This is a genomic window from Microcoleus sp. POL10_C6, from assembly GCF_036701585.1.
In the GTDB taxonomy this organism is placed as follows: domain Bacteria; phylum Cyanobacteriota; class Cyanobacteriia; order Cyanobacteriales; family Microcoleaceae; genus Microcoleus.
This window is the reverse complement of the sequence record NZ_JAUBRB010000001.1, coordinates 209,148-234,720: the sequence shown is the minus strand read 5'-3', so window position 1 is coordinate 234,720 and position 25,573 is coordinate 209,148. Positions and strand designations below refer to the sequence as shown.

At 45.9% G+C, this 25,573-nt stretch carries 22 protein-coding genes; 11 read left to right on the top strand and 11 right to left on the bottom strand.

Annotation, left to right across the window (positions count from 1 at the left end):
- Positions 1-12: 12 nt before the first annotated feature.
- Positions 13-714: a Crp/Fnr family transcriptional regulator gene (locus QUA34_RS00870; RefSeq protein ID WP_333383315.1), complete on the top strand. Its 702-nt coding sequence runs from the start codon at positions 13-15 to the stop codon at positions 712-714.
- Between the two features lie 261 nt (positions 715-975).
- Here the strand turns inward: QUA34_RS00870 and QUA34_RS00865 are convergent, their stop codons facing one another.
- The 5 genes from QUA34_RS00865 to QUA34_RS00845 form a co-directional block, all read right to left on the bottom strand.
- Entirely contained in the window at positions 976-1,311 is a 336-nt protein-coding gene (locus tag QUA34_RS00865; RefSeq protein WP_333036370.1) for a cupin domain-containing protein, read from the bottom strand.
- A gap of 92 nt (positions 1,312-1,403) precedes the next feature.
- Positions 1,404-2,183 (bottom strand): methyltransferase domain-containing protein, encoded by a 780-nt coding sequence (locus QUA34_RS00860; RefSeq protein WP_333323553.1) that lies wholly within the window; start codon positions 2,181-2,183, stop codon positions 1,404-1,406.
- Positions 2,184-2,425: 242 nt separating this feature from the next.
- Positions 2,426-4,003 carry a Na+/H+ antiporter gene (locus tag QUA34_RS00855; RefSeq protein ID WP_333383311.1) on the bottom strand — a complete coding sequence of 526 codons (1,578 nt, stop codon included), beginning with the start codon at positions 4,001-4,003 and terminating at the stop codon, positions 2,426-2,428.
- Positions 4,004-4,022: 19 nt separating this feature from the next.
- On the bottom strand, positions 4,023-4,958 hold the full coding sequence (locus QUA34_RS00850) for a DUF389 domain-containing protein (RefSeq protein WP_333383309.1): 936 nt from the start codon (positions 4,956-4,958) through the stop codon (positions 4,023-4,025).
- A 338-nt stretch (positions 4,959-5,296) separates the two neighbouring features.
- Entirely contained in the window at positions 5,297-5,515 is a 219-nt protein-coding gene (locus QUA34_RS00845) for a hypothetical protein (RefSeq protein ID WP_333383305.1), read from the bottom strand.
- A 30-nt stretch (positions 5,516-5,545) separates the two neighbouring features.
- Here QUA34_RS00845 and QUA34_RS00840 point away from each other — a divergent pair, with 30 nt between their 5' ends.
- From QUA34_RS00840 to QUA34_RS00825, 4 genes are all read left to right on the top strand, one after another.
- Positions 5,546-5,956 carry an MAPEG family protein gene (locus tag QUA34_RS00840; RefSeq protein WP_333383303.1) on the top strand — a complete coding sequence of 137 codons (411 nt, stop codon included), beginning with the start codon at positions 5,546-5,548 and terminating at the stop codon, positions 5,954-5,956.
- A 187-nt stretch (positions 5,957-6,143) separates the two neighbouring features.
- Positions 6,144-6,326 carry a hypothetical protein gene (locus QUA34_RS00835; protein ID WP_333208919.1) on the top strand — a complete coding sequence of 61 codons (183 nt, stop codon included), beginning with the start codon at positions 6,144-6,146 and terminating at the stop codon, positions 6,324-6,326.
- On the top strand, positions 6,295-6,654 hold the full coding sequence (locus QUA34_RS00830) for a hypothetical protein (protein WP_333383300.1): 360 nt from the start codon (positions 6,295-6,297) through the stop codon (positions 6,652-6,654). The genes QUA34_RS00835 and QUA34_RS00830 overlap by 32 nt, the downstream gene beginning before the upstream one ends.
- Positions 6,655-6,705: 51 nt before the next feature.
- On the top strand, positions 6,706-6,864 hold the full coding sequence (locus QUA34_RS00825) for a hypothetical protein (protein ID WP_333085191.1): 159 nt from the start codon (positions 6,706-6,708) through the stop codon (positions 6,862-6,864).
- Between the two features lie 134 nt (positions 6,865-6,998).
- On the opposite strand, the gene murD is transcribed toward QUA34_RS00825, so the two are convergent.
- Both murD and glyS read right to left on the bottom strand, forming a co-directional pair.
- Positions 6,999-8,345 carry a UDP-N-acetylmuramoyl-L-alanine--D-glutamate ligase gene (gene murD / locus QUA34_RS00820; protein WP_333383298.1) on the bottom strand — a complete coding sequence of 449 codons (1,347 nt, stop codon included), beginning with the start codon at positions 8,343-8,345 and terminating at the stop codon, positions 6,999-7,001.
- A gap of 519 nt (positions 8,346-8,864) precedes the next feature.
- A complete protein-coding gene (gene glyS, locus QUA34_RS00815; RefSeq protein WP_333323541.1) occupies positions 8,865-11,027 on the bottom strand; it encodes a glycine--tRNA ligase subunit beta in 2,163 nt (720 codons plus the stop codon).
- Positions 11,028-11,163: 136 nt separating this feature from the next.
- Here glyS and QUA34_RS00810 point away from each other — a divergent pair, with 136 nt between their 5' ends.
- Positions 11,164-12,291 (top strand): HetZ-related protein 2, encoded by a 1,128-nt coding sequence (locus QUA34_RS00810; RefSeq protein ID WP_333323539.1) that lies wholly within the window; start codon positions 11,164-11,166, stop codon positions 12,289-12,291.
- Between the two features lie 604 nt (positions 12,292-12,895).
- On the top strand, positions 12,896-13,963 hold the full coding sequence (locus tag QUA34_RS00805) for a hypothetical protein (protein ID WP_333323537.1): 1,068 nt from the start codon (positions 12,896-12,898) through the stop codon (positions 13,961-13,963).
- A gap of 262 nt (positions 13,964-14,225) precedes the next feature.
- Here the strand turns inward: QUA34_RS00805 and QUA34_RS00800 are convergent, their stop codons facing one another.
- The 3 genes from QUA34_RS00800 to trpB all read right to left on the bottom strand — a co-directional run bounded on the left by QUA34_RS00800 (position 14,226) and on the right by trpB (position 16,777).
- A complete protein-coding gene (locus tag QUA34_RS00800; protein WP_333323649.1) occupies positions 14,226-14,858 on the bottom strand; it encodes a ribonuclease D in 633 nt (210 codons plus the stop codon).
- 104 nt (positions 14,859-14,962) lie between these two features.
- Positions 14,963-15,373 carry a CAP domain-containing protein gene (locus QUA34_RS00795; RefSeq protein WP_333383295.1) on the bottom strand — a complete coding sequence of 137 codons (411 nt, stop codon included), beginning with the start codon at positions 15,371-15,373 and terminating at the stop codon, positions 14,963-14,965.
- A 165-nt stretch (positions 15,374-15,538) separates the two neighbouring features.
- Complete coding sequence (trpB, locus tag QUA34_RS00790) at positions 15,539-16,777, bottom strand: tryptophan synthase subunit beta (protein ID WP_333085184.1); 1,239 nt, start codon at positions 16,775-16,777, stop codon at positions 15,539-15,541.
- Positions 16,778-17,017: 240 nt separating this feature from the next.
- Between trpB and QUA34_RS00785 the strand changes: the two genes are divergently transcribed.
- Entirely contained in the window at positions 17,018-17,386 is a 369-nt protein-coding gene (locus QUA34_RS00785) for a translation initiation factor (RefSeq protein ID WP_333383292.1), read from the top strand.
- A gap of 152 nt (positions 17,387-17,538) precedes the next feature.
- Positions 17,539-18,132 carry a recombination mediator RecR gene (gene recR / locus QUA34_RS00780; RefSeq protein WP_333085182.1) on the top strand — a complete coding sequence of 198 codons (594 nt, stop codon included), beginning with the start codon at positions 17,539-17,541 and terminating at the stop codon, positions 18,130-18,132.
- A gap of 104 nt (positions 18,133-18,236) precedes the next feature.
- Here the strand turns inward: recR and QUA34_RS00775 are convergent, their stop codons facing one another.
- Positions 18,237-19,172 (bottom strand): flagellar assembly protein H, encoded by a 936-nt coding sequence (locus QUA34_RS00775; RefSeq protein WP_333383289.1) that lies wholly within the window; start codon positions 19,170-19,172, stop codon positions 18,237-18,239.
- A 536-nt stretch (positions 19,173-19,708) separates the two neighbouring features.
- On the opposite strand from QUA34_RS00775, the gene QUA34_RS00770 reads away from it, so the two are divergent.
- Both QUA34_RS00770 and QUA34_RS00765 read left to right on the top strand, forming a co-directional pair.
- A complete protein-coding gene (locus QUA34_RS00770; RefSeq protein ID WP_333383287.1) occupies positions 19,709-21,820 on the top strand; it encodes a prolyl oligopeptidase family serine peptidase in 2,112 nt (703 codons plus the stop codon).
- Between the two features lie 771 nt (positions 21,821-22,591).
- Positions 22,592-25,573 (top strand): DUF4347 domain-containing protein (locus QUA34_RS00765; RefSeq protein WP_333383284.1); only part of this gene is annotated, 2,982 nt, incomplete at its 3' end.

The following is a 25,573-nucleotide window of genomic DNA, read 5'->3' as shown; positions in this document are numbered from 1 at the left end:
AGAGTTAACTGCATGAAAGCAACTGTCGAGCAACTGGCTAAAATTGGAATATTTGCCAGCTTAAACCGAACTGAATTAGAGCGATTGCAAGAACACACAGTAATTTGCAGTTACCGACAGGGAGAAGTTGTGATGTATGAGGGCGATCGCATCCCCGAAAAATTATACACTCTTTTGAGCGGTTCTCTGCGGGTTGCAAAAACAGCGGCGGCGGGCAAAGAAACAATTCTCCGCACTTTGTTTCAGGGAGATATTTTTGCCGCACCTGCTTTGCTAGGCAACGGCATTGCCCCCGCAACGGTGACGGCAGAAACTGATGTGGAAGTTCTTACCACAGAACGGGAAGTTTTGCTAGCAGCAATTCGAGAAAATCCTGAGATTGCCTTGCGAATATTGGCGGTGTTTAATCAGCGGTTGCAGCAACTGCACGAGACAGTGCACGGTTTGGTGTCGGAAAGGGCGATCGTGCGGCTGGCCCGGTTTATTCATTACTTTGGGGTCGAGCAAGGTACGAAGATGGCGGATAATAGTGTATGTTTAGAAAAACGTTTTCCCTACTATCAAATTGCTCGCAGCATTGGAATTACCTACGAAGAATGCGTGCGGTTGTTTAAGAAACTCAAGCCGTTTGTCTGCTACAGTCGAGGCGGTAAAATTATTGTATTGGATTGGGAAAGATTGGAGGATATCGCCTCTGGAGATGAAATAGACTAAATGTTAAAATCCCAATTCTTGGAGTGCGGGTTTCAAAAACACTATTTGACTGCTAAGCTGTTACGCATTTAAATTGGAAATTCGGGACAGGCTAGAAGCCCGTCCCACAAGAGTTTTATTGATTTTTGACACACAGTTTAAATGTAGAAAAGCTTACTCACTATATAAAACCGCCCCCACAATCTGTGAATCGGGGCGGGTTTATGAGATTATTGATTTTAGGCAAGTATGAAACCCGCCCCCCAAGCAATATTGCGGAAATTAATTGACCTCAGAAAGTGTCAAAATAAACGCCAAATTTTCTTCGGCTTTCAAAGCGTGAAGAGCTTGACCGGGCATGAAGACAAATACCCCCGGTTCCAAAACAATATCCTTGCCTTCCAAAGTCAAAATACCCTTTCCTTCTATGACATTAACTGTGGCATTCCGTGCCGAAGAGTGTTCCGAAATTTCCGTTCCGGCAGCCAGACAAAATAAACTGTACTGACAATTCTTGTCTTTGACTAAAATTTTGTTCAGGACTCCGGCGGCGGGATATTCAATTGCGTCTCGGAGTTGGATTGCTGAAGATTGTAGCGGTAAAAGAGTCGTAGTCATAGTTTTTGACAATTAATTAATTTGGTCACAAGTCTCGAATTTATCAGTGGCTTCACTTTCTTCTATCGAAAATCAAAAATCGATTGAGTCGGTTAAGATTGTTTTTTGGCAGAGATAACGATGTAGCCTAGATCCTGTTGGTAATGCTGGAAAACTCGACGCATTGCTAAGATACGATCGCGAATTTGCGATCGACTTAATATATTCCACACAATCCGCACAGTACCCACAAACCCTTCATCTTGCAGCATTCGCGACAAATTTAGGAGGCCCATCGCCCCGGTTTGAGACTTTTCTACTTGCAAACCCGCGTTTTGGTAAACAGCAATCCAGCCAGACTCAGACAAAGGCGTTGAATTAGCCCGAGTCACTTCTGATAAAGCTTTTTGAATTTCTGATTCTCGGTTTCTAGCTAAAAGTTCGTGAGAGAGAAACTTGCCGCCTGGTTTTAGCCGAGCGCAAATTCCCGATACAATTTTAGCTTTCCCTGACGGCGACTGCATTGTCAGGATAGCTTCAGCCAACACCCAATCAAACTGTTGAGAAATCCGATCCAAGTGAAAAATATCTCCTTCCACAATTTCCACTCGATCGCTCAAACCGGCTGCTGCAACATTAGCACGAGCGCGGGCCACACTGTCGGGATTTTTCTCAACTCCCACTACTTTTACGCCAAAACGTTCAGCCAGGGCGATCGAACTATATCCAAAACTAGCAGCCAACTCCAAAACAGTCTCCCCAGGCTGAAAATCCGCCCATTCAAATAACTGTTCCGTAGCAAGTTTCCCCCCCGGTCTCAACATTTTCTTACCCGCCGCGGCCAGAACTTCATGTCCGGGTGCAGTCTTAAAATTGAGAGCAGTATTGGTCATTAAATTGACCTCCTATTTAACCTTACTCTCAGTATGCCAAATTCTGCAGAATCTTTCTATGATCTAGCTCATATTCAAATTATCGTAGGCTGACGAACCCTACAATATCAGGAATTATACCATGTCCGCCCCTCAACAATTCGGACTGTTTTTGATTGCCCACAATGGTTTCAGTCGAAAGCCCAAAACCCGTACTCGTTGTAGTAGAACTTATTTCTGTTAATCCTGCCAACGAATTCGCTTTAAGAAACAATTGTCTCATTCCGCTCTTTAAAACATTGCTGCAACACAGAAACAGGCAGCTCATTCAATTGACCAGCTCGCACAAATTCAGCATAAGTATCAGCCTCTATTGCCTGCAAATCCCCTTCTAGTTTGTCGATAGTCATCTGCCGCAGTTCAGGAGATCGATCGTACATTTGATTGATTTCTGCTTGCAGCAAGTTTAATTTTTCTTGAAGCTGACTCACGAGATGATTAGAAAACTCAGGCTCGATTTTACGATCGCTCGATACTTCAGATAGATACTTGAGAACCCGATTGAGAGCAACACGTTGGGCGATCGCCTGCAGATACTCCTGGCGCAACTCCTGGTTGCCCAACAACCCCAGTTTTTCCAGCAGCGCCTTGGTGGTTAAACCTTGTACTAGCAGCGTAAATAAAACTACACCAAACACGATCGCAATAATTTTTTCCCGTTCGGGGAAAACCTCCGGCACGCTCAAAGCTAAAGCAATTGAGACAGAACCCCGCAATCCTCCCCACCAAATCACTGTTCTATCGGCTAATGAAATTTCTGATTTTGCCAACCTATTGCTCAACCATCCTAAACCAAAAATAGCGATCGCTCGCGTCACAAACATCGCCGCCACAGTTATGGCAATCACTCCTAAATTCGCTTGCAAACCAGCAAAACTAATCCGATCGCCAATCAGCAGGAACATGATCGAATTTACAAAAAACGCCACAAAATCCCAAAATTGTGTTACCGCCAGTCTGGTACTGGGCTGCATACCTATCTGAGAGCCGAAATTGCCAAATATCAAGCCCATCACCACCACACCAATCACCCCAGAACCGCCTAAATCCTCCACAATTATATAAGTGCCGTAGGCAGAAACTAAGGTTAACGATTGCTCCACCAAAGGTAAATCAAACCGTTGGGTGAGATAGGAGATACCAAAACCGATCGCACTCCCGACAGCAATCCCAATTCCCACAAAAGCTAAGAAACGCCCCACCAGAAATGGGATGCCAACTTCATCCGTCCCTAAAGAGAATCCCACCAAAAAACTAAAGGCAACAACAGCAATGCCATCATTAAATAAACTCTCTCCCTCCACCAGCAAAGCTAGGCGTTTTTCAACTCCCAGTTCCCGGAACAATGCAATTACTGAAACTGGATCTGTAGCAGATATACTAGCTCCTACCAACAGGGCGATTGCTAAAGAAACTCCAGCTATTTGGTTGAGAGCAAAAGCCACGCCAGCAACAGAAACAACAACACCCAAAACCGCATAAAGAGCGATCGGCACTAAATCCCGCTTGAGTTTAGACCATTCCAGATTCCAAGCAGCTTCAAACAAAAGAGGCGGCAAAAAAATCAACAGAATCAGTTCGGGCGAGAGCGACACCAATCGCACATCTATAAAAGCCAAACCCAACCCGACAATTACTAAAAGCAGCGTGTAGGGAATTTGTCGCAACCAGCCCCATAGTTGCGGCAGTATCGCCACACTTAAGGAGACTAATAGCACTAAAAGAAATTTCTTCAGATTGCCCTCGATAGTCGCTTCGTTAATTAGAGTTTCTGGGGTCATATAATTAGGAATAAAATAGTTAAGGCTTCGGTTTCGAGCGGGACTTATTCAGCATCGATCGCCGCACTTCTTCAACTTGACTCACTTGAAAAATTAAGGTAAATGGTTGACCCATTTCTTTTTCAACAAATGCTTCTAAAAGCTGCACCTGTTTGGGTGTCAAAGCTTCGCTGCTGCGAACAATCAGACGCACTTCCGGCGGTTTCATCAACCAGTTAGTATCAGTTTTAATCAGTTCCACCCGTTGAAAAGTGATAGTTCGGTTAAGCAACGCCCGCTTCAGGCTGGCTTCGAGTTGAGCTTGCTCGATCAATTCTGCAAAACTCACCCCCAAAGGAATTACAAGTATAGCCGTCAATCCTAGCGCCCACAAGAGGGCTTTACCGGCGCGATGCAGGGGCGTGTAGCCGGCCATTAAAGAGGTTAGCATACAGGAGAGAGTAATCCCCAGCAAATTAGTAAGATACAGGAGGCTTGCTCCCAAACTGAGCGACCAATTAGCTTGAGATAAGCCTAAACCTATAACACAAATTGGCGGCATGAGAGCCACGGCGATCGCAGTTCCCGCCAGAGTAGCAGAAACTTTGGGCTGAACTTTCGCATAACCACTGATTCCCCCAGCGGCGATCGCAATTCCTAAGTCTAGTAATGTAGGTTTAGAACGAGCTAGAACTTCGCTCCCATAGCCGGGAAGTTGTACCAACGCTCCCAAAAAACAAGCTAGAAAAATTGCTAGCACCGTCCCAACTGCTAATGCAATTAAACCTTTGCGGAAGAGCATAACGTTACCTTCTACCGCTCCAAATGCTAACCCTCGGATTGGCAACATCAGAGGGGCGATTATCATAGCACCGATGATGACGGCGGCACTGTTGGCAAGCAGTCCAAAGGTAGCGATTATACAGGAGCCGAGAATTAAGACAAGATAGTTAATATCTAGGGTTGATTCTTCCAACAAGTCAACTCGTATTTGCTTTAAATGCTCTCGAGGAATCCTGCTCCTGGTGAAATATTTAAGACTGTCTCGAATATTGTTGAGCAAAATAATCTCCTTAAGTTGGGGACTTGTATCCGTATGCAGGTAAGGTCAGTCGATTTTAGATTTTAGATTTTAGATTTCAAATTTTAGATTTTAAATTTACTCCACTGATAAATCTGGTAGCTGGAACAAAAGTCTAAAATTTGGGGCTACCCAGTCGATTTTACATTTTAGATTTACTCCAGCGATTTTAGATTTTAGATTTTAGATTTTAAATTTACTCCACAGATGAATCTAGGAGCTTGAACTAGGGTCTAAAATTTGGGGTGACTCACGAGAAGAGTCGGGGGCTTGTCTCCCTGTGCAGGTGCAGTCAAAAGAATCAAAATCCCAGCCAGCAAGTTTTCGAGGATGTCCCAGAATCCGAAAGCAATTGTCGCGTCGCTAATAGCCACCAGTTGAATCACATTCCGTGCATGGAATGACGGGAGGGCGATGAATAACGCGATCGGCAATAATTGATTTATAATCAAGATATATACTCCACCCCATAATACCGAATCATGCTCTCAGAAGCAAACGCCACACTTTGGCCTAGTCTAATTACTGTTTCAGCATTAATTCTCTACTTCGTTGTTACCATCAACGTCGGCAGAGCTAGATTCAAATACAAAGTTTCTCCCCCGCAGATGACAGGAAACCCAGACTTTGAGCGAGTGGTGCGAGTTCAGCAAAATACCTTAGAGCAAATGATTCTATTTTTGCCCTCGCTGTGGCTGTTCTCGCAATTTATCAGCCCAATTTGGGGCGCCGGTATCGGCGCAGTTTGGATAATTGGACGCATTTTGTTTGCTTGGGGTTACTATCAAGCTGCTGAAAAAAGAGCGGCAGGATTTGGCATTAGTACCTTAGCTACTTTAGTTTTGCTTGGTGGGTCTTTAACTGGCATAATTATGTCGCTGCTGAAGGTTTGAGCGTAAATTCCGATCGACATAATTGTTTTTCTACTCGTTTCCAGGCTCAGCGTGGTAACGCAGATCCGGAGGCTCTGCCTCCAATTTTCCTGCTGAAAAAGCGAGGCAGAGCCTCTCGACAGCGGTTCCCTGGCAGAGCCAGGGAACCAGTTAAATCCAAGTCTTTCAATTACTTTCAGGAGTAAATATGTCAGAAACCAACAAACCCGTATTTGAAATTAACCCGCAACTTTTTCAGCAGCTTGTCGAGTGGCAAGAAAAACTTGAACAAGAAGATGAATTAGTAAGCGAGTCAGAAGACGAGAAACCACTTGAGGTAAAAAATCCTCCTGACAGTTATGAACAGCATTCTCAAACAGATAATTTCTAGCTGGTGGCTAGCAGCATCTTTTGCATTTCCGGCTGCTGTCTCGGCTCAATCGCTGACAGCCAGCCAAATTCAGCAAGTCAATAGCGGTTTGTTTCGTTCTAACTCTCAAGATTTCTTTCAGCAAGGAAATCGCCAACTGGAAAGGGAAATCGCAACTTTGTTGCAAAAAAAAGTCACTTCCGAAGGCAAGATTCTGGAGATTGATGAAAAATTGCTCTCTCAGCTTTGCAGCCAAGTTAAAATAAATTCGCACAATTTTGACACAGTAAATGCTGCTAAAATTGCTAATTTTAAGGCAAAATTAACAGATAGTTGCAGGCAAAATTAAAATAAAAGTGAGGTAAAAATCCAAGTTTTAGTGTTGATGGATAAAGAAGGAATGACCACGTTGAAACTAGCCATGCTGAAAGCGCAAACTGCCGCTCAATTGGCTGCAATAATTATTGATTACACTCATGAGGAAATGATGCTAGTTTTTTATGAGCTAGAGTGGGAACAACAGGCGAAAATTAAGGATATCTGGAAGACGGTTAGTTAAAGTAAGTGGAAATCAGAGGTTTTAATTTTTAACCGCAGATGTAAGCCGATAGACGCGGATGAACGCAGATTGAATTTGGTTAGTGTTCGCTGTGTATAACAATCTTAATTTGTACACAGCGAACAATGAAATATCTAAACTAGGGATTCGAGGCATAATTGGCGGAAATGATCGCCTCGTTGCTCGAAGTTTTGGTATTGATCGAAGCTAGCACAAGCTGGCGAAAGCAGCACGACTTTAGCGTTGTTCTGTTTGCCTAATTCTGCGGCTCGCGGGATTGCTCGTTCCATTGTCTCGACTATTTCCCAAGCGTTGTAATTTGCTTGTTCGAGCCGATCGGCAAAAATACCTGCCGCATCCCCAATTAGCAACACCCCAGCAGCTTTCGCCTTGATTGTATCAATCCAAGCGCGATCGTCCCCTTCTTTGGCATCACCGCCCGCAATTAAAATCGCCGGCGCGCTCACAGAAGCCAACCCGACTTGCGCGGCGTCATAATTAGTAGCTTTGCTGTCGTTGATGAAATCTATGCCTTCCCACGTGCAGATGTGTTCGAGGCGGTGCGAAACTCCGGGGAATTTAGCGATCGCCCGGGCGATCGCACTTTTATCTATTCCCGCTAAATTAGCCGCAGCCACCGCCATTAACAAATTCTGCAAATTGTGTTCTCCCACCATCCGCAAAGAATCAGCAGGCAGAATTTTCTCGCTTTGAGCTATTACCCAACCATCTTGAATATAGGCTCCAAAATCTGTATTTCCCAACAGTTCTTTTTCACCTTTGACACTCGTCCAAAACGCATCCGGCCAAAGGTCAACTCCTTGCTGGCGCAAACAAGGATCGTCGCCGTTAATTACTTGCAATTCAGACTTTTTGAGCAAATGTGCTTTAATGTTGTAGTAATTTTCTAACGTTTTGTGGCGGCTGAGGTGATCCGGCGTCAAAGTCGTCAAAACTCCGATTCGCGGCGCTACAAATGGCGAGGATTCTATCTGATAGCTGCTGATTTCTGCAATTACCCAATCCGGCGGTTTTTCTGCTAAAGCTAATTCGCACGCAGCATAGCCAATATTGCCGCAAGCGGGAGCGTAAAGCCCGGCCTCTGCAAAAATAGCAGCAATTAAAGCAGTAGTAGTAGTTTTGCCGTTAGTGCCGGTAATTCCCACCCAAGGAGATTTGAGGTAACGCCACGCGAGAGCCATTTCTCCGATTGTTTCAATGCCTAACTCTCTGGCGCGCACTAAGGCTGGACTGTCCCAGGGAACGCCAGGACTTACTACTATTAATTCTATCGATTCGACTGGTTCAAAGGATTTACCTAACTCAACGTTAATTCCTTCGTTAGCAAATTCCTGTTGCTGTTCGAGCAAGTTTGGGGAAGATGAGCGATCGCTCAGCGTTACTTCCCATCCTTCGCGTTTGAGCAGTCTGGCGGCGGCAATTCCTGATTTTCCTAGTCCAATGATATGAGCTATCGGCATAAGTTGTGTGTGTGATGGAGCGAATTTCCCTGGTTTTATAAGTTTATATTTTAACCTTGAATTGGTTATTGACTATTGGCCATTTTGCTTATTTTTTAAGAGAGCGATCGAACTCTGCTGAGACTCGCGCGGTTCGGAAACAATCCTAATAGATGTACTACTTTTATTGGTAAGCTTTAATGTTATTTCGATCCCGATTTTTAACAAGTAGGTTTCTCAAGTTGGTTTGCCTACAGGCCCCCTCGTTTTCCCCCAGGCCCGCCAGGGGTTGAAAACCCCTGTCTAACAGCTAAAGTCAGTTAAAACTGACTGAAAAGTATGGTATGTCAGGGTTTCAGTCCTCAGAGCGAGGACTTTCGCTTTGAGACGGGGGTTTCAACCCCTGGCGGACTGAAAAGTATGTTATGTCAGGGTTTCAGTCCTCAGAGCGAGGACTTTCGCTTTGAGACGGAGGTTTTCAACCCCCGGCGGACTGAAGCGGAGGTTTTCAATCCCAGGCGGACTCAAATATTGTCAATTCTAACTTTTCACGATCGCCCCAAAGTCAGCCAACACCCGCGCGTGATTCCGCAGCAGCCCCAGTAAATTCAACCGATTTTGCTTAATTTCCGGGTCAGAATCCATCACCAAAACGCTTTCTGGCCCGTCGAAAAAGTTGCTGACAGTCGGAGCAATTTCCGTCAAACTATCTACTAACTGCTGGTAATTGCGAGTTTGTTTGGATAGCAGCGTTTGCGGCACTAACTGCACGACTGCATCGTAAAAAGCTTGTTCAGACGACTTTTGAAATAACTCCGGTTTCACCGCCGTTTTCGGTTCCAATTCTATTTTATCCAAATCACCTTGAGCCGCCAAACGAGTTGAACGGTTGACTGTTTCGTAAATTAGATCCAAAGTCTGGTTATTGCGGATTTGTTGCAGAAAGAGCGCTCTTTCCAGCGCGTCTAACAAATCTCTCAATGCTCGTTCAGTATATTCTGGGTCGTTTTCTCCCAAAATGGCATTTACCAAATCGTAATCTACATTCTTTTCTTCTTGCAACAAAGTCCGAATTCTTTGCAGGAAAAACTCGTATAACTGATCCAGCAAGTCCGCCGATGTTTGCGGGCGGGCTGCGGTAAATTCTGCAACAACTTCTGCGAGCAACTTGTGCAAATTAATTGGCAACTTAGCCGCCCAAATAATGTTAGTTATTGCATTGGCTGCGCGACGCAAAGCGAAGGGATCGGATGAACCCGTCGGCAACATTCCCAAGCCGAAGATGCTGACTAAAGTATCTAATTTGTCTGCTATTGCGACAATTTGACCTGTGAGAGTTTGGGGTAAATTGTCGCCCGCACCTTTGGGCAAATAATGTTCAAAAATCGCTGTGGCTACTTCTTCCGATTCGCCACTTGCTAAGGCGTATTTCTGCCCCATGATTCCTTGCATTTCGGGAAGTTCGTAAACCATTTGGGTTACGAGGTCGGCTTTACAAAGTAAGGCTGCTCTGGCTACATCAGCTTGCTCTTCCTCTGTGATTTGCAGTTGATTGACAATTAAACTGGCAATCTTGCACAGCCGATCGACCTTTGCGCGTACAGTCCCTAAATCTTCCTGGAAAGTAACTGTTGCCAACTTTGGCAAATAATCCTCTAGAGGCTTTACCAAGTCTGCTTTATAGAAAAACTGACCGTCTGCCAATCTTGCCCGCACTACTCGCTCGTTACCGGCGGCAATAATCGCGGCTTTAGCAGGATCTCCGTTGGAAATTGTAATGAAATAGGGCAGAAGTTCGGGATAATCTGGGCTTTTGAGGATGGGGAAGTATCGCTGGTTTGTAACAATAATTGTGGTGATTACTTCCGGCGGCAATATCAAAAATTCTTCGTCAAATTTGCCGACAACTGCGTTCGGCCATTCTACTAAGTCGGTGACTTCTTCTAACAAATCTTCGGTAATGTCGGCGTAACCGCCTTGTTTTGTCGCTGCGGCTTCTACTTGTGCTTTAATTTGATTTTTGCGCTGGGTTCGATCGACCTCCACGCAAGCAGCCCGCAGACACTCGACATAATCCTCGGCTTGGGGAATCGAGACCCCTCCCAGGGGTGTAGGGGGGGTGTATAACACCCGGTGTCCTTGGGAAATTCGATCGCTCTTGACCGTATCCGAACCGCTCACCAATGTAATTGGCAGTACAGTATCATCTAACAGTGCCACGAGCGATCGAATCGGGCGCGGAAACTTCAAATCTCCGTCAGCCCACCGCATAAATCTTTTGCCTTCTAACTTATTAATCCACTGCGGCACAAGTTCTGTCAAAATATCCGCTGTCATCCGCCCCGGAATCTTTTTGAGCACAAATACAAAATCGCCTTTATCGGTAGCGCGAACTTCCAAAGCATCAATTTCTACGCCCTGCTTTTTCGCAAAACCTTCCGCTGCTTTCGTCGGTTTGCCATCTTTAAAAGCCGAACTCGCGGGCGGCCCTTTTACCTCTTCTTCTCTGTCTAATTGCTGAACTGGCAGTCCTTTCACGAGAACGGCCAAACGCCTCGGAGTAGCGTATACATTAATTGAGTCATTTGTCAAGGATTCTTCTGCCAGCGTTGCAGGTACAAGTCGCTGCCACTGCTGGGCGCTGCTTGCGACAAAAGATGCGGGCAATTCTTCTGTACCGAGTTCTAATAAAAAGTTAGGCATATCGCACCGTAATGGAATTTTGTTTAGGGTAATTTAAGGTAATTTATCCGATCGCGCGATCGTATATCTGAAAAATACTCAAAAATCCAGGATACCACGTAAAATCGGGGGTGAAAGACAATATTCTCGACAGCCCATGACCTTGGCGGAAAGACTAGGACAAGATTGGAAGTCTCGACTGGAAAAAGATTGCCCGGACGAAAATTCTAGCACTCGCGAGAGTGTTGTCCGGTGGCTGTTGGGAGACAATCCCGAAAGATTTGACACTCTTAGCCCAACTCAATTGTCTGTCGCCTCTGGCGCGATCGACTTTTTATATCGAATTTTGATTTCTCGATATCTGGGAGTACCCCCAGAAAAAGCTTACCGCAACTTAATCGGGCGGCTCGGCGGTTTAGTTGTGCTCCGGCAAAAAATCCAAGCGTGGGTTTCCCTGAGTCGCGACAGACAGCGGAGTGCGGTGGAGGTACTGCAAGAAGTGATTCAGGAAATGCTCAATTCCGATCGCTACCTGCAGCAGCAAGTCGCCTGGATTGCCGAATGCACCTCAGACAGACGCCTGCGAAATGCTTTGCTGCTAGCGAGCACAGAAGAATACTGCTTGCGGCCGATCCGCAACCAGCCGCTGCTGGTGTACCGTTTTGTCAACTACCTGCGGCGTGCTCAGCGCGGCGGGTTGACGCAAGTGCCTGCTGGAGACTGGGTGCGGCTGGTGTCGGAACAGGTTCTACCCGACGATACAGACGAACCGCTCAGCCTGCTAGACGAACAGGCGATGTCCGAGTATCGAGAAAATCAAGCTTGGGAAGAGCAGCAAACTCAGCGGCAGATTGTCCAACAAGAATTTGAGAATTACTTGGCCGCTGAAGTCGATCCGCTGGCTTCCCGGTGGCTGCAGCTTTACCTGCAAGGTCGTTCCCAAGAGGCAATTGCCGAGGAGTTGAATGTTCCAATCAAGCAAATTTACCGCTTGCGAGAAAAAGTTAGTTACCACGCGATTCGGGTTTTTGCGGTCAAACAAGCACCGGAATTAGTCGCCAACTGGCTGGAAACTTCGCTCCAAGAACACAGTTTGGGCTTGACTCCCGCCCAGTGGCAGCAATATTTACAAGACCTCACACCGGTGCAGCGGCAGTTGGTAGAATCGTTGAAAGCAGGGAAAAGTGTAGAGACGATCGCATCTGAATTAAAACTGAAAACCAATCAAGTCATCGGCGAGTGGAGCAAACTCTATTTAGCAGCTCAATCGCTCCGCAACGAGTAGATTGGTAATGGGTGGCGGGCAATTGCTAATTGTTAATGGGCGGTAGCATTTTTCAGAATCCGCGCTACAAATCAATTCCCCAAAAGCCACAGAGTGCTGCGAGTTTCCCCGTGGAAAACCGCGCCATGCCCCTTGTATCAATTCAGGTTAGATCGATCGGGATATCGTAGCGCTGCCGTGACGATCGCGCTCCAAAACGCTCACAGTTAACTCTCTGAGGTAAGATACTAGCAGCACGATCGACTTTTCAGGCTTTTTTAGCCAATCCTCTATTCAGCGGTAGCCCGTAAATCATCGGTTGTGGTGCATCTCTAATACTTGTGCATTAAAGATATAATTCTATTGTTGCCAGCCACGGGCATCAACATCGGGCGATCAATGATAGTGGGTCTAGAGTGCGCTAGCCATCATCTAGTTCTCAATCTTTTGGTAGAGTTTGAGGCTGCAATACAGAAGGGAGAAAATTCTGGGACTAAGAATTTTTATTTAAGAAAAGCTTCCGGTTGTTAGGCCAATTCCTCCGTCAGGGAAGTTGCAGCGTTTAATTTTATCGCATCAGGTTGGTGCGTCGCGCTCGATCGCGCTTCCAACTACAAAGCAGCTAATGGTACATACATCTTCAACACACTCGGCAGCTACAATGGACTCCGATCGAATATTTCACCTAATCGACACTGTTGTCCCCTTTGAAGCTTGCCTTTATTATCAAGTTTTGCCTTTATCTCTAGAAGGTAATCTGTTTAAATTGGGCGTAGTCGATGCCCAAGATGACTCCGCCTTGGACTACGTGCAGCGGATTTTAGCTTACATGAATTGCTCAGTCACAACAGAGCCAATTGCCTCGGAAACTCAGCGCTCGATGCTCTCAGCTTACTTGCTGCACGGGAACCAACTCCGAGAACCGAGCCAGACAGAAACCGCTGCAGCCCCAACAGCCAAAAAATCCGCACCAGCAACTTCAGGCCCCAATGCAGCAACGCTGCTGTCTGTGCCAGAACCCTCGATGCCCCCTCCTGAGCCGTTTAAACCTGCTGCCGCTGAGGTTCCCCCGACACCGACACAGCTATCGGTTTTGAATGTCGAGGCCTTGCACTTGTCAAGCCAAGTGGAAGTTTTGGCAACTTTGCCCGCGCCCCAACTCCTACAAGAATTGCTCGGTAGAGTGCTGCGAGAGGGTATCGGTCGCCTGTTTTTTGAGCGCCACCAGTCCCAAGGCCGGATTCTTTGGAGTCAAGATGGCGTTTTGAAATCCATGCTCGAAGGTATCGATATCGTCCTTTTCCAAGAGGTCATCGACGAGTTGAAGCGGCTGACAGATATGCCTGTTTGCCCGGTGGAACAGCCCAAACAAGTCGAAGTTGAGCGCATATATCAAAACACTCATTTGCTGTTGCGCTTGCGGGTAATGACGGTGGGTGGCAAGGAAGAAGCCACCCTGCAAGTTTTGCGGGGGGCAGCTTTGAGGTTTTACCAGCAGCAGCAATTGTCTACTTTGAGTCGGGACGCACTGCGGCTGGCCGAAGAATTGCAGCGGAAAGTGAATCAAATTCGCGATCGAACTCGGCTTTCTCCTGTGCCTTTAGAGGGGTTGCCCGCTTTGGAACAGGTGATTAGAAATGTTGACGACCAAATTGAAGCTTTACTGCACGAACACAATCCCGATCAGTCCTAATCACCCATAGATCACTGTTTTGAATTTTTTTTAACTCACATCAAGTCCGGTCAAATAATAATAATTATGTTTGTAGTGAGGACTAAATTCCGAGCGAGTTTTATGATAACTCAAGTCTTCACTACAAACCAATTTGAGGGCAGTTCTGCGAGGTGACAGAATATTATACCAGTTCCAAAAAAGAATGCAATTTTATGCTCGTGTTCTAAACCCTGGTAGTCATCAGTCATTGCCAATCTAAAATCTAAAATCTAAAATAGTATTAGCCGTGCTCGAAAACATTGTTGTACTGCAATAAATCCAAACTCACAAAAACTGGCAAACACTGAAAACATTGCTGTGCAATTTCCCAGCGTTCTTCTCGCTGCAACATAGCAGTCAACTTTTGTTTAGCGCTCAGCAAATAGCGGACATCGTTAGCAGCATAATTTAGTTGATCGTCCGAAAGATTAGTCGCATTTCCCCAGTCGGAACTTTGAGATGTTTTATTTAATTCTACCTTTTCGAGTTCTAGAATTAATTCTTTCAATCCGTGTTTGTTGGTATAAGTTCTAGCAAGTTTACTAGCTAGCTTGGTGCAGAAAACTGGTGCAATGTCAATACTTAAATTGTAACGCATTGTTGCCATATCAAAGCGCGCAAAATGAAATACTTTCTCAATATTTTCGGCTTCCATTAACTTCTTTAAATTCGGTGCTGCTGTCTGGCCTTTGGCAATCCGCACCACTGCAACTTTACCTTCGGGATTGCACAACTGAACCAAACACAAGCGATCGCGCCAAGGTAGCAAACCCATTGTTTCCGTATCAACCGCGATCGCCGGCGCAGTCAAATAATAAGATAAGAGAGAATCGGGAATATCACCATCGCACACTTGAAAATCTGCAAATTCCATTATTGGTAACTGTTGACTGTTGACTGTTGGCTGTTGACTGTTGACTGCCTTCTTCCTTCTTCCCTCTTCCCTCTTCCCTCTTCCTTCTTCCTTCTTCCTTCAAATTATCGACTGCGAACAAAAAGCTGAGTAAAATAATACTCGCCTTTGGCATTTTTCGCAACCCCAATACCTGTCACATTAAACTGACCCTCCATATTTTTACGGTGGCCGTCACTTTTAATCCAACCCTCAACAGCATTGCGTACCGGGTCGTTGTAGCCAAAATTGTAAGCAAGATTTTCAGCTACACTTTGATAAGGAATGGTAATTGCTTTCGCCCGCCCCTCAAATCCATCGTGGCTAAAACTGACTTTACCCTTAGCCATATTTTCGCTGTGAATTCTTGCTATCTGAGTGATTCGCGGATCGATACTCAGCGGTGGCAACTTTTTAGATGCTCGGTATTGATTTATCTGTTGGTTAACCGCTTTTTCTAAGTCAGTAATAGCACTGGAAGCAACATTAGTATTCATGGGAGTTTGTGGCAGCGATCGCATAGGAATGGAGGTCTCACACTTAGGCAGGATTGTCAACAATCCCAAGCAAATCGAAATCAAACCTTTGGACATGAAATCAAACGAGAAATAAAGTTAATTGTTACCAATTCCTACAGAGCGATCGCCCCACATTCCGCTAGCCTAGATATTCAGAACCTTCGCTACAGTGTTCACGTCTTTGTCGCCGCGTCCGGAACAGTTAAGCACAATGCGCGGATTGCCTGTTAGCTGCGGGCACAGAGTCTCCAAATAGGCGATCGCATGAGAAGTTTCCAAAGCTGGAATAATCCCCTCCAACTGCGAAAGCCGCTGAAATGCTTCCAGCGCTTCTGCATCAGTTACGCTATAATATTCAGCCCTGCCCGCATCCTTCAAATAACTGTGTTCCGGCCCCACACCCGGATAATCCAAACCTGCACTAATCGAATGCGGCTCAATCACTTGACCTTCATTATCTTGCAGCAAATAACTCATCGCCCCGTGCAGAACTCCCACACTTCCCTTAGTCAAAGTAGCAGCGTGTTTATCAGTTTCCACACCTTCGCCCGCCGCTTCAATACCGATCAATCTGACAGTTTCTTCCCCGACAAACTCGTGGAAAAGACCCATTGCATTAGAACCGCCGCCGACACAAGCTAATAAAATATCCGGCAAACCACCCCACTTTTCCTGACACTGAGCGCGCGTTTCTTCACCGATTACCGCATGGAAATCGCGTACCATCATGGGGTAAGGATGCGGGCCCGCTACGGAACCGAGAATGTAATGAGTTGTTTCAACATTTGTCACCCAGTCGCGAATCGCTTCGGAAGTGGCATCTTTCAGCGTTCCCGTACCCGCAGCCACCGGCCGCACTTCGGCTCCCATCAAGCGCATTCTAAACACATTTAAAGCCTGTCTTTCCATGTCGTGAACGCCCATGTAGACAACGCATTCTATACCAAAACGAGCGCAAACTGTGGCGGTAGCAACGCCGTGTTGACCCGCACCAGTTTCAGCAATTACGCGCTTTTTGCCCATACGTTTTGCGAGCAATGCTTGAGCTAAAGCATTGTTAATTTTGTGAGCTCCCGTGTGGTTTAAATCTTCGCGTTTGAGGTAAATTTGCGGGCCAGTTCCGTCTGCTTTAGCATAATGCTCTGTGAGGCGCTCGGCAAAATACAAAGGGCTGGGGCGGCCGACATAATCTTTGAGCAATTGTTGGAGTTGCTGTTGAAATTCCGGTTCGCTGCGGTATTTGTGGAAAGCGGCTTCTAGTTCAAATAAAGCGGGCATCAGGGTTTCGGGGACGTATTTGCCGCCGAATTTGCCGAATCTGCCGAGGGAGTCGGGGCGTTGGGCGCTGGTTTCGGTGGTGAGATGCAGGGGGGTGACTGTCATTTGATTTTAGATTTTAGATTTTAGATTTTTTAGATTCACGGGTAAGCTAGAGGCTTGGTGTTGATCGTACCAAATTGGTTGTGGACTGGAGGCGATCGAACAAATTTCATTATAATTCCTTGAACGCTTGACGGGCTAATACAATAAGTAGAAGATAGATGCCATTCCGAGCGATCGCAACCATACCCCAATCCGCTAAAACTAGAAATAGCAGTAAAAAAAGTTCAAGCATCTTAACCTATGGCAGCATCCAAACGCAAAGATTCTGACAGCAAAACAACCGAGGGCAAACGAATAGTTTACTCCGAATTCGGCAACGTTGACAACTCGGCAGCCCTCCAACGGGGAATTGCCGAAGTTCCCCCCAATCAACAAAACCTCAAAATCGAAGCATCCCGAAAAGGACGCGGCGGCAAAACAGTTACAGTCATCAGCGGCTTTCAGGAAAAACCCGAAACATTAGCAACTTTAGCCAAGCAGCTAAAAGCCCAATGCGGTACTGGCGGCACAGTCAAAGATAATGAAATCGAAATTCAAGGCGAACACAAGCAAAAGCTGCTAGAAATTATCACAAAGTTAGGCTACAAAGCTAAAATTAGTGGAGGGTAAATTAGTCAATAATCATCAGTGTATGGGCGGGGCTGGTTTATGATATACTTAGTTTTAAACATAGATGGTTGGTAAAACCCGCCCCTACATCGCACAAATTATATTGTCGCGAATCAACCAGAAATGATATTACCAATTACCGCCAATTTTTAATGTACACTCGACCTTTAGCTCGTTTAATCGAACAATTGCAGCGCTTGCCCGGAGTCGGCCCAAAAACAGCCCAGCGGCTCGCTTTACATATTTTGAAGCGACCGGAAGAAGAAGTGCAAGCCCTAGCTAAATCTTTGATTGATGCCAAACAGCAAGTAGGTTTCTGTCAAGTATGCTTTCACTTATCTGCTGACCCTGTTTGCGAAATTTGCCGCAATCCCAACCGCGACAGTCATACCATTTGTGTAGTGTCAGAATCCCGCGATGTAATCGCTTTAGAAAAAACGCGGGAATACATGGGCAAATATCACGTTGTTGGTGGCGTTATCTCGCCGATGGATGGAATTGGCCCGGAACAATTGAATATTCAACCATTAGTCCGGCGCGTCAGCCAGCAAAAGGTTAAGGAAGTAATTATTGCTATTAGTCCCAGCGTGGAAGGCGAAACTACTACTCTTTATATCGGTCACTTATTAAAACCTTTTACCCTTGTAACGCGCATAGCTTTTGGTTTGCCGATGGGGGGAGATTTGGAATATGCCGATGAAGTTACATTGGCTCGCGCTTTGGAAGGAAGGAGGGAGTTGGATTAGTTATAAGTTGTCCCGCATCTAAATTGTCTTTTCTGGCGGCGGGCGGGACGCCCAACCCCTACTTTCCACAAGAACTTGAGCAAGCTTAATCGCTCTTTTTTTAGTCAAAGGGAAGAGTTTTCTAATCGAGAAATTAGTTTTTCTATTGACAAATCTGGCAGTTGTGACAGCAATAGCGATAAGTTTTCGGCAGACAATGCGAGCAAATTTGGGATGAGATTGACGGTGTTTGCTTCTAATTGACCAAAGCGCTTTCTCAAGACATTTTCGGCGATTAAAGTTTGTACTTGCTGTCTATCTGAAGAAGCGATTGGCAATGTGGATAATTGCACTAACAACATAGTGAATTCACCAACAGGTAAAGCCGAGACAGAGGAAAAAAAGGCAATTGTCTGAGCGTCTAACTCCCCAAATCGGACTTGCAGAAAGTTCTGCCAAATCAACCGCTGTGCTTCTTCTCTTCCTTCTTCTCTTCCTTCTTCTCTTCCTTGTTGTGTTGCCTCATCTATTTTTTGTTGTAACAGAGGTACGAGCGCCATAACTAACTCCTTATCTTCCTGATTTCCTGGGGCACTAGCTGCTAAATTTACTTGCAGATTCGCTTGCAGGTTGTACAATAATTCTAGCGTATTAGCTCGTAAGGGACTATCAACAGGCAATCTTGTTAATTCCGCGATCGCCCCTTGCTGTACTTTACCCTTACCTAAAATCCGCAACCACATCGTTTCTGGAACATTCGGTAGCTGGTGAATAGCTATCAATCCTACTCGCCAAACTTCCGATAGAAAATAAACCCCCCTCCCCCAACCTTCTGATTCTTCTGGAACCATAAAATTAAAACTGCTTAACAAAGCCTCCGAAGCAGTGGGAGTCAGAATCCACAACCGGGGTAATTGCTGGGATTCTAAACGTTGCTCTTCTCGATTAGCTCGGCGCAGTAATTCTGCCCTAGTATTTAAAAGTTTGACAACACAACTGAAGATATCCTCTGTATTGACGGCATTGCGAAATGGTTCGATCGCAGCCACAGTCGCAGTCATTTGACCTAATAAACCTAAATTCTCTACGTATTCAGGCGATCCAGAGGTGGGTTTAAACCCGATATCAATTTCTCAAACTTGAGCAGAAACATCTTTACTTGTTTCTACTTCTCCTAGAGGTGACAATAACTCTCTGAGGTATTCTTTTGCCAACTGTCATGGGGAAATTTAGTCATTCTTGGGAAGCCCTTTATTCCGACAAAAACCACATTAATTATATCTCATTTTAAAATAGTATTTATTGACTCTAGCTTTTATGTTATATAGCACTCCTTGCAGGAGTCCTAATTCTTTTACCCCACCCCAACCCTCCCCGAACTCGCGGGGAGGGAGTAAGAAATTCACAAATGATTTAGGATTGCTCTACACCCAATATTTTAAACGATTCAGGTATCTAAGTCTTCTGTTTTTTGAGGTGGGGTTACTTATTTAACCCAGATTTAGGATAAAATCTCAAATCCCCAATTGAGCGACTCTCCCCTGTCACTGCCGCGAAAGGGTAAACTGGAAAAAGTTACCGAGAATAGTAAAAAATCATGACCAAATTCGATCGACCTTTCACCTACCCCACAACCCGCAAAATCGACCAAACAGACGACTACCACGGCGTCAAAGTATCCGACCCCTACAGATGGCTGGAAAATCCCGACTCTGAGGAAACCCAAGCTTGGGTGGAAGCCCAAAATCAAGTTACCTTTGCCTACCTCAACGAAATTCCGGCGCGGGAAAAAATCAAACAGCGCCTGACTCAACTTTGGGATTACGAGAAATACGGCATACCTTTCAAAGAAGGATCTCGCTATTTCTACTACAAGAATGACGGCCTGCAAAATCAATCCGTACTCTACACATTAACATCCCTCGACACCGAACCCAAAGTATTAATTGACCCCAACACTCTCTCAGAAGATGGAACCGTTGCTCTGGGTGGCGTAGCTATCAGCGAAGATGGCCAATACATGGCCTACGGTTTGTCAAGTTCTGGTTCCGACTGGCAGGAATGGAAAGTCCGCGATGTGGCAACCGGAGAAGATTTATCATACCATTTAAAGTGGATTAAATTTTCTGGCGCTTCATGGACTCATGACGGCAAAGGCTTTTTTTATAGTCGCTACGACGAACCCAACGAAAAAAGCAAGCACGAAGAAGTTAACTATTACCAAAAACTGTTTTACCACCACATCGGCACCCCCCAATCTGAAGACGTATTAATCTACGAGCGACCCGACCAAAAAGAGTGGGGATTTAGCGGCGGCGTCACCGAAGATGGCAAATACTTGATTATCTCAGTTTGGCAAGGAACTGAAACCAAAAACTTGATTTTCTACAAGGACTTAACTGCACCGGAATCAACCGTTGTAGAACTGATTAGCGAATTCGAGGCTGAGTACAGTTTCATCGACAATGAAGGCTCTCTTTTCTGGTTTCAAACAAACTTAAATGCACCGTTGGGCCGCGTAATTGCGATCGACACCAACAACCAACCTCCCTCATCCCTCGCTTGTGATGAAACTCCCCCGTCGCCCAGAGAGGGGGGGTTCACAGAAATTATCCCCGAAGCAGCAGAAACTCTCGAAGGCATAGGCCTGCTGAACAATCAATTTGTGGCTTCCTACTTGAAAGACGCCTACACTCAGATTAAAATCTTTAACTTAGATGGCTCTTTCGTGCGAGAAGTTGCCTTGCCCGGAATCGGTTCGGCGGGAGGATTCAGCGGCAAGAGGCACGACACCGAAACTTTTTATGCTTACACCAGTTTCACTGCACCTAACATCATCTATCACTACAATATGGTGACAGATAAAAGTACGATTTATCGGCAGCCAAATGTCGATTTTAATCCCGAGGATTACGAAACAAAACAAGTATTTTACCCCAGCAAAGACGGTACGCAAGTACCCATGTTTATCACCCACAAGAAAGGCTTGCACTTTGATGGCAATAACCCCACTTATCTTTACGGCTACGGCGGTTTTGGCGTGTCCCTAACTCCGAGTTTTTCGATTAGCAATGTCGTATGGCTGGATCTGGGCGGAGTTTATGCGATCGCCTGTTTGCGGGGGGGCGGCGAGTACGGCGAATCATGGCACCAAGCAGGGACAAAGTTGAATAAGCAAAACGTGTTTGATGACTTTATAGCTGGCGCTGAATGGCTGATCGAAAACAAATACACCAAACCTGCAAAATTGGCGATCGCAGGTGGTAGCAACGGCGGTTTATTAGTAGGGGCTTGCATGACTCAGCGACCGGAATTGTTCGGTGCAGCATTGCCCGCAGTCGGGGTTATGGATATGCTGCGCTTCCACAAGTTTACCATTGGTTGGGCCTGGACTTCGGAATACGGTTCTCCCGAAAATGCCGAGGAATTTCCGACAATTTACGGCTATTCTCCCCTGCACAATCTCAAACCGGGAACGGCTTATCCGGCGACAATGATTACAACTGCCGATCACGACGATCGCGTGGTTCCCGCCCACAGTTTCAAGTTTGCTTCTGCTTTGCAAGAAACCCACGCGGGAGAAAAACCAGTGTTAATTCGCATTGAAACTAAAGCGGGACACGGGGGTGGCAAACCTACAGCTAAAGTGATTGAAGAATTGGCTGATGAATGGGCTTTTTTAGTGCGCGAACTCGATATTGACGCTTAGCAAGCGGCGTTAGAGGGTGCGATCGACGCAGTTTGATGATTTAGATAAAAACAGGGTGTAAAGGGCGATCGTACTTTTTGAACTGAAGGGCGATCGTTCTTTTTTGTCACCGCAATCCTGGTATTAACATATATAATTTGTCAACTTTTTTTGTTAACTTTTGTAGCGTTAAGTTGTTATTATTACATGGCTGTGAGTTTACTGCACACCCAATTAGTATAAGTATAAATCTCTAGAAATACGGTACTCTCAACTTTTAAGAGCGATCGCACCTCAAAGTCAAAATCTGCCAATTTTTAGGAAATTAATATTTTCAGTATATTTACGGTTCAAGCTGTCTGAGCCAGCCTCGATATCACCAGACTAAGAACAGCGCTATGAGGGGTTAGACCCCTTATGCTGATAAATCCGTAAGTAATTTACCATATAACTAACCTTAGACCTAATATCATTTTTTCCAAAAATAGAGCATCTTCGCTAATACAAAGGCTGTTACCCCTTATTCATGTTAGAATTTGCAGCCATCGGCCGCATCAGGACATCCAAGGGCGATCGCAGTAAATCCTGTCTAATGATTGACTAACATCACAAATAACAAATAGAGGTAAGTATTATGTCTCGTAAAAAATAACTTTTAAAACTTTATAGTTGAAAGTTTATCGTCATCTATGAAAAGGGGTAGCTTAGATTTAGCAACAAAATTAACCCCAAATGAAAACCCTCCTAAATCTGTCAAATTAGTCATCTACACAAACAGGGAAATCTACCAATATGGAAACTAAAATCTTGAGACAAGCTAGCCATAAAGCAGAGACGGCTAGTCGAAAAAATCTAGCGATTGTGGATTCACAAGTAGAAAACTACCAAGAGTTTCTCAGGGGAGTGAAAAGCGATACAGAAGTAATCCTGCTCGATAGAACCCGGGATGGAATCGAACAAATTGCCGAAATAGCAGCCTCGCGGCACAACCTCAACAGCATTCAAATAGTTGCTCACGGCGCATCAGCATCAGTAGAAATCGGCCGGGCAGAACTCAATATTCACAATATAGAAACCTATTCCCGCCAATTGCAGCAGTGGGGTAAAGCTCTCAAAGAAACAGGTAGTATTCTGCTGTTAAGTTGCTACACAGGCGCCGGGGAATCAGGTCTAAAGTTTATACAAAAACTCAGCGAAATAACAGGAGCAAATATTGCCGCTTCCAATAATTTAACAGGGAGTGCAGCATTAGGTGGCAACTGGGAATTAGAAATTACCACAGGACAAATAAATACCGAATTAGCCTTTGAAAAAAAAGTCCTAGAAAGCTACACATCAGTCCTGGCTACCTTAGCTGCTGAAGAATTTAAAAATTCAACAGTAATCGGGCCTTGGATATATGGAGTTGGCAACACCCTTTCATCTAACCCAGGCTTAACCGCAGGTAGTACAGCCAACACCAGCGGTGTTATTCCTGCTTTAGGGACTGGCGATCTAGAGGGACAAGGTACTTTGAGATTAACATCAAACGCCTTTCAACAAGCAGCTTTTGTAATCTACAACAACCCCATCTCGGCCACTGAGGGTCTGAGAGTTACCTTTGATTACTTTGCCTATAACAGAGGTACTGTCCTTTTTCCACAACGACCAGTAGGGGATGATACCCCCCTTGGTGCCGATGGCATTAGTTTTTTCCTCATTGACGGAACAGCTACGCCAACAGAAGCGGGAGGCTATGGTGGCTCTCTCGGCTATGCTCAGAATAATAATAGCCCCGCTTCACTTGGTATTTCAGGAGGTTATTTAGGTGTCGGATTAGACGAGTTTGGCAATTATTCTGCTAGTCAAACAGGAGTGGGAGGGCGTGTGGGCGGCCCCGGGCAACGGCCGGATTCATTAGGACTTAGAGGCAGCCAAAGCACATCTTATAATTTTTTAACTAGCACTTCCATTGCCCTTGGCATAGATAATAAAGATACAACCACTCGCACTGCTGCTAAAAGAAGTGTCCAAATTACATTATTTCCGGCGAATTCAATAATATCTCCTAACCGTCTCACAGTTGCCTTCGACTTGGACAGCAACGGCATCTTTGATGCGGGCGAAACACTGATCGACATACCAAATTTGACAACCATAAACGGAGAAGTGCCACGTACTTTTAAATTTGGGTTTGCTGCTTCGACAGGGGGAAATACAAACATTCACGAAGTTAACAATGTCATCGTCCAAAGTATCGATCCGCCTACACTTGTAGCAGACGTTTCCATTGTTAAAAAAGGCCCGCTGTTCGCCATACCCAATAGCACCATTACCTATACGATTACCTCCACAAATAACGGGCCAAACAGCGCCGAAAGCGTCCTGATTCAAGATCCGCTCCCAGAGGGCTTAAGTTTCGTCAGCGCCTCCGACCTCGCCACATACAACCCCACAACGAGGACGGTCATCTGGCCGGCGATTCCGACTCTGGCTAATGGTGCTAGCCAAACCCGCACCATCACCGCCACAGTTTCCCCAACAGTCACAGCTCCCTTAACTAACACTGCCTATAGCACATCCAGCACTTTCGACCCCAATCTAGCTAACAACAATAGTTCCCAACCCATCTCTCAAGTCTCAACTACAATTGTTGCTGCTCTTGCCGATGTTGTTACCACCAAAACCGGGACTACGGCAGCAGCACCGGGTGAAACAGTTACTTACACAATTTCCACGGTCAACAACGGGCCAAGCACAGCCGAAAACGTCACCGTTACCGACAGCATTGTTCGCGGTTTAACAATAGTTAGTCTACCCAACGAGGCTGTTTACAATCCAGATACTGGGATTGTCACCTTCCCACCGATTCCCAGCTTGCCTTCCGGTGCTCCTGCCATTAACACAGTCCGCTTCATCGCACCTGCATCTGCATCTGGCAGCGTCACCAACACTGCCAGAAATACCTCAGCTACCCCAGATCCTTTTCCTGAGAACAACAACGGCACTGATCCGCTGGCTACAGTCACCACAACTCTGACACCTAGTGCCGATGTCGTTACCACCAAAAGCGGGACTGCGGCAGCAGCACCAGGTGAAAGAGTTACTTACATAATTTCCACAGTCAACAACGGCCCAAGCACAGCCGAAAACCTCACAATTACTGACAGCATCGTTGGCGCCGTAACAGAAGTCAACGGCGGTGTCTACGATCCCAATACAGGTATTGTCACCTTCGCGCCCGTTCCCAGCTTAGCCAGCGGTGCCGCCGTCACCAACACAGTCAGCTTCATCGTACCTGCATCCGGCAGCGTCACCAACACCGCCAGAAGTACCTCAACTACCGCTGACCCGACTCTGGACAACAACGCATCTACAGTCACCACAACTCTGACACCACCTCCAACTCCCAACCAACCGCCAGAGGCCAACAATGCCACCTCCAGCCTAGGGCCCAACAGCAGCCAGTTAGTCACGGGATTGGGAGGCCGCGACCTCGACCCCGACGGGTCGATCGTCTCTTACACGATCAACACCCTGCCCTCACCAGACCAAGCAGTCCTGTTTTTAGGAGATCCAGCCAACGGTGGCGTACCAGTGACACCAGGCCAAGTCCTGACTCCAGCACAGTTGCAGCAACTATTTTTCCAAACGACGGGCACCTTTACAGGAAGCAATTTCACCTACAGCGCCACAGACAACAGCGGTGCTATCAGTCCCCCTGCTACCGCTACTGTGGATGGACTGATAGCACCAACACCAACTCCAACTCCCACACCAACTCCCACACCGACT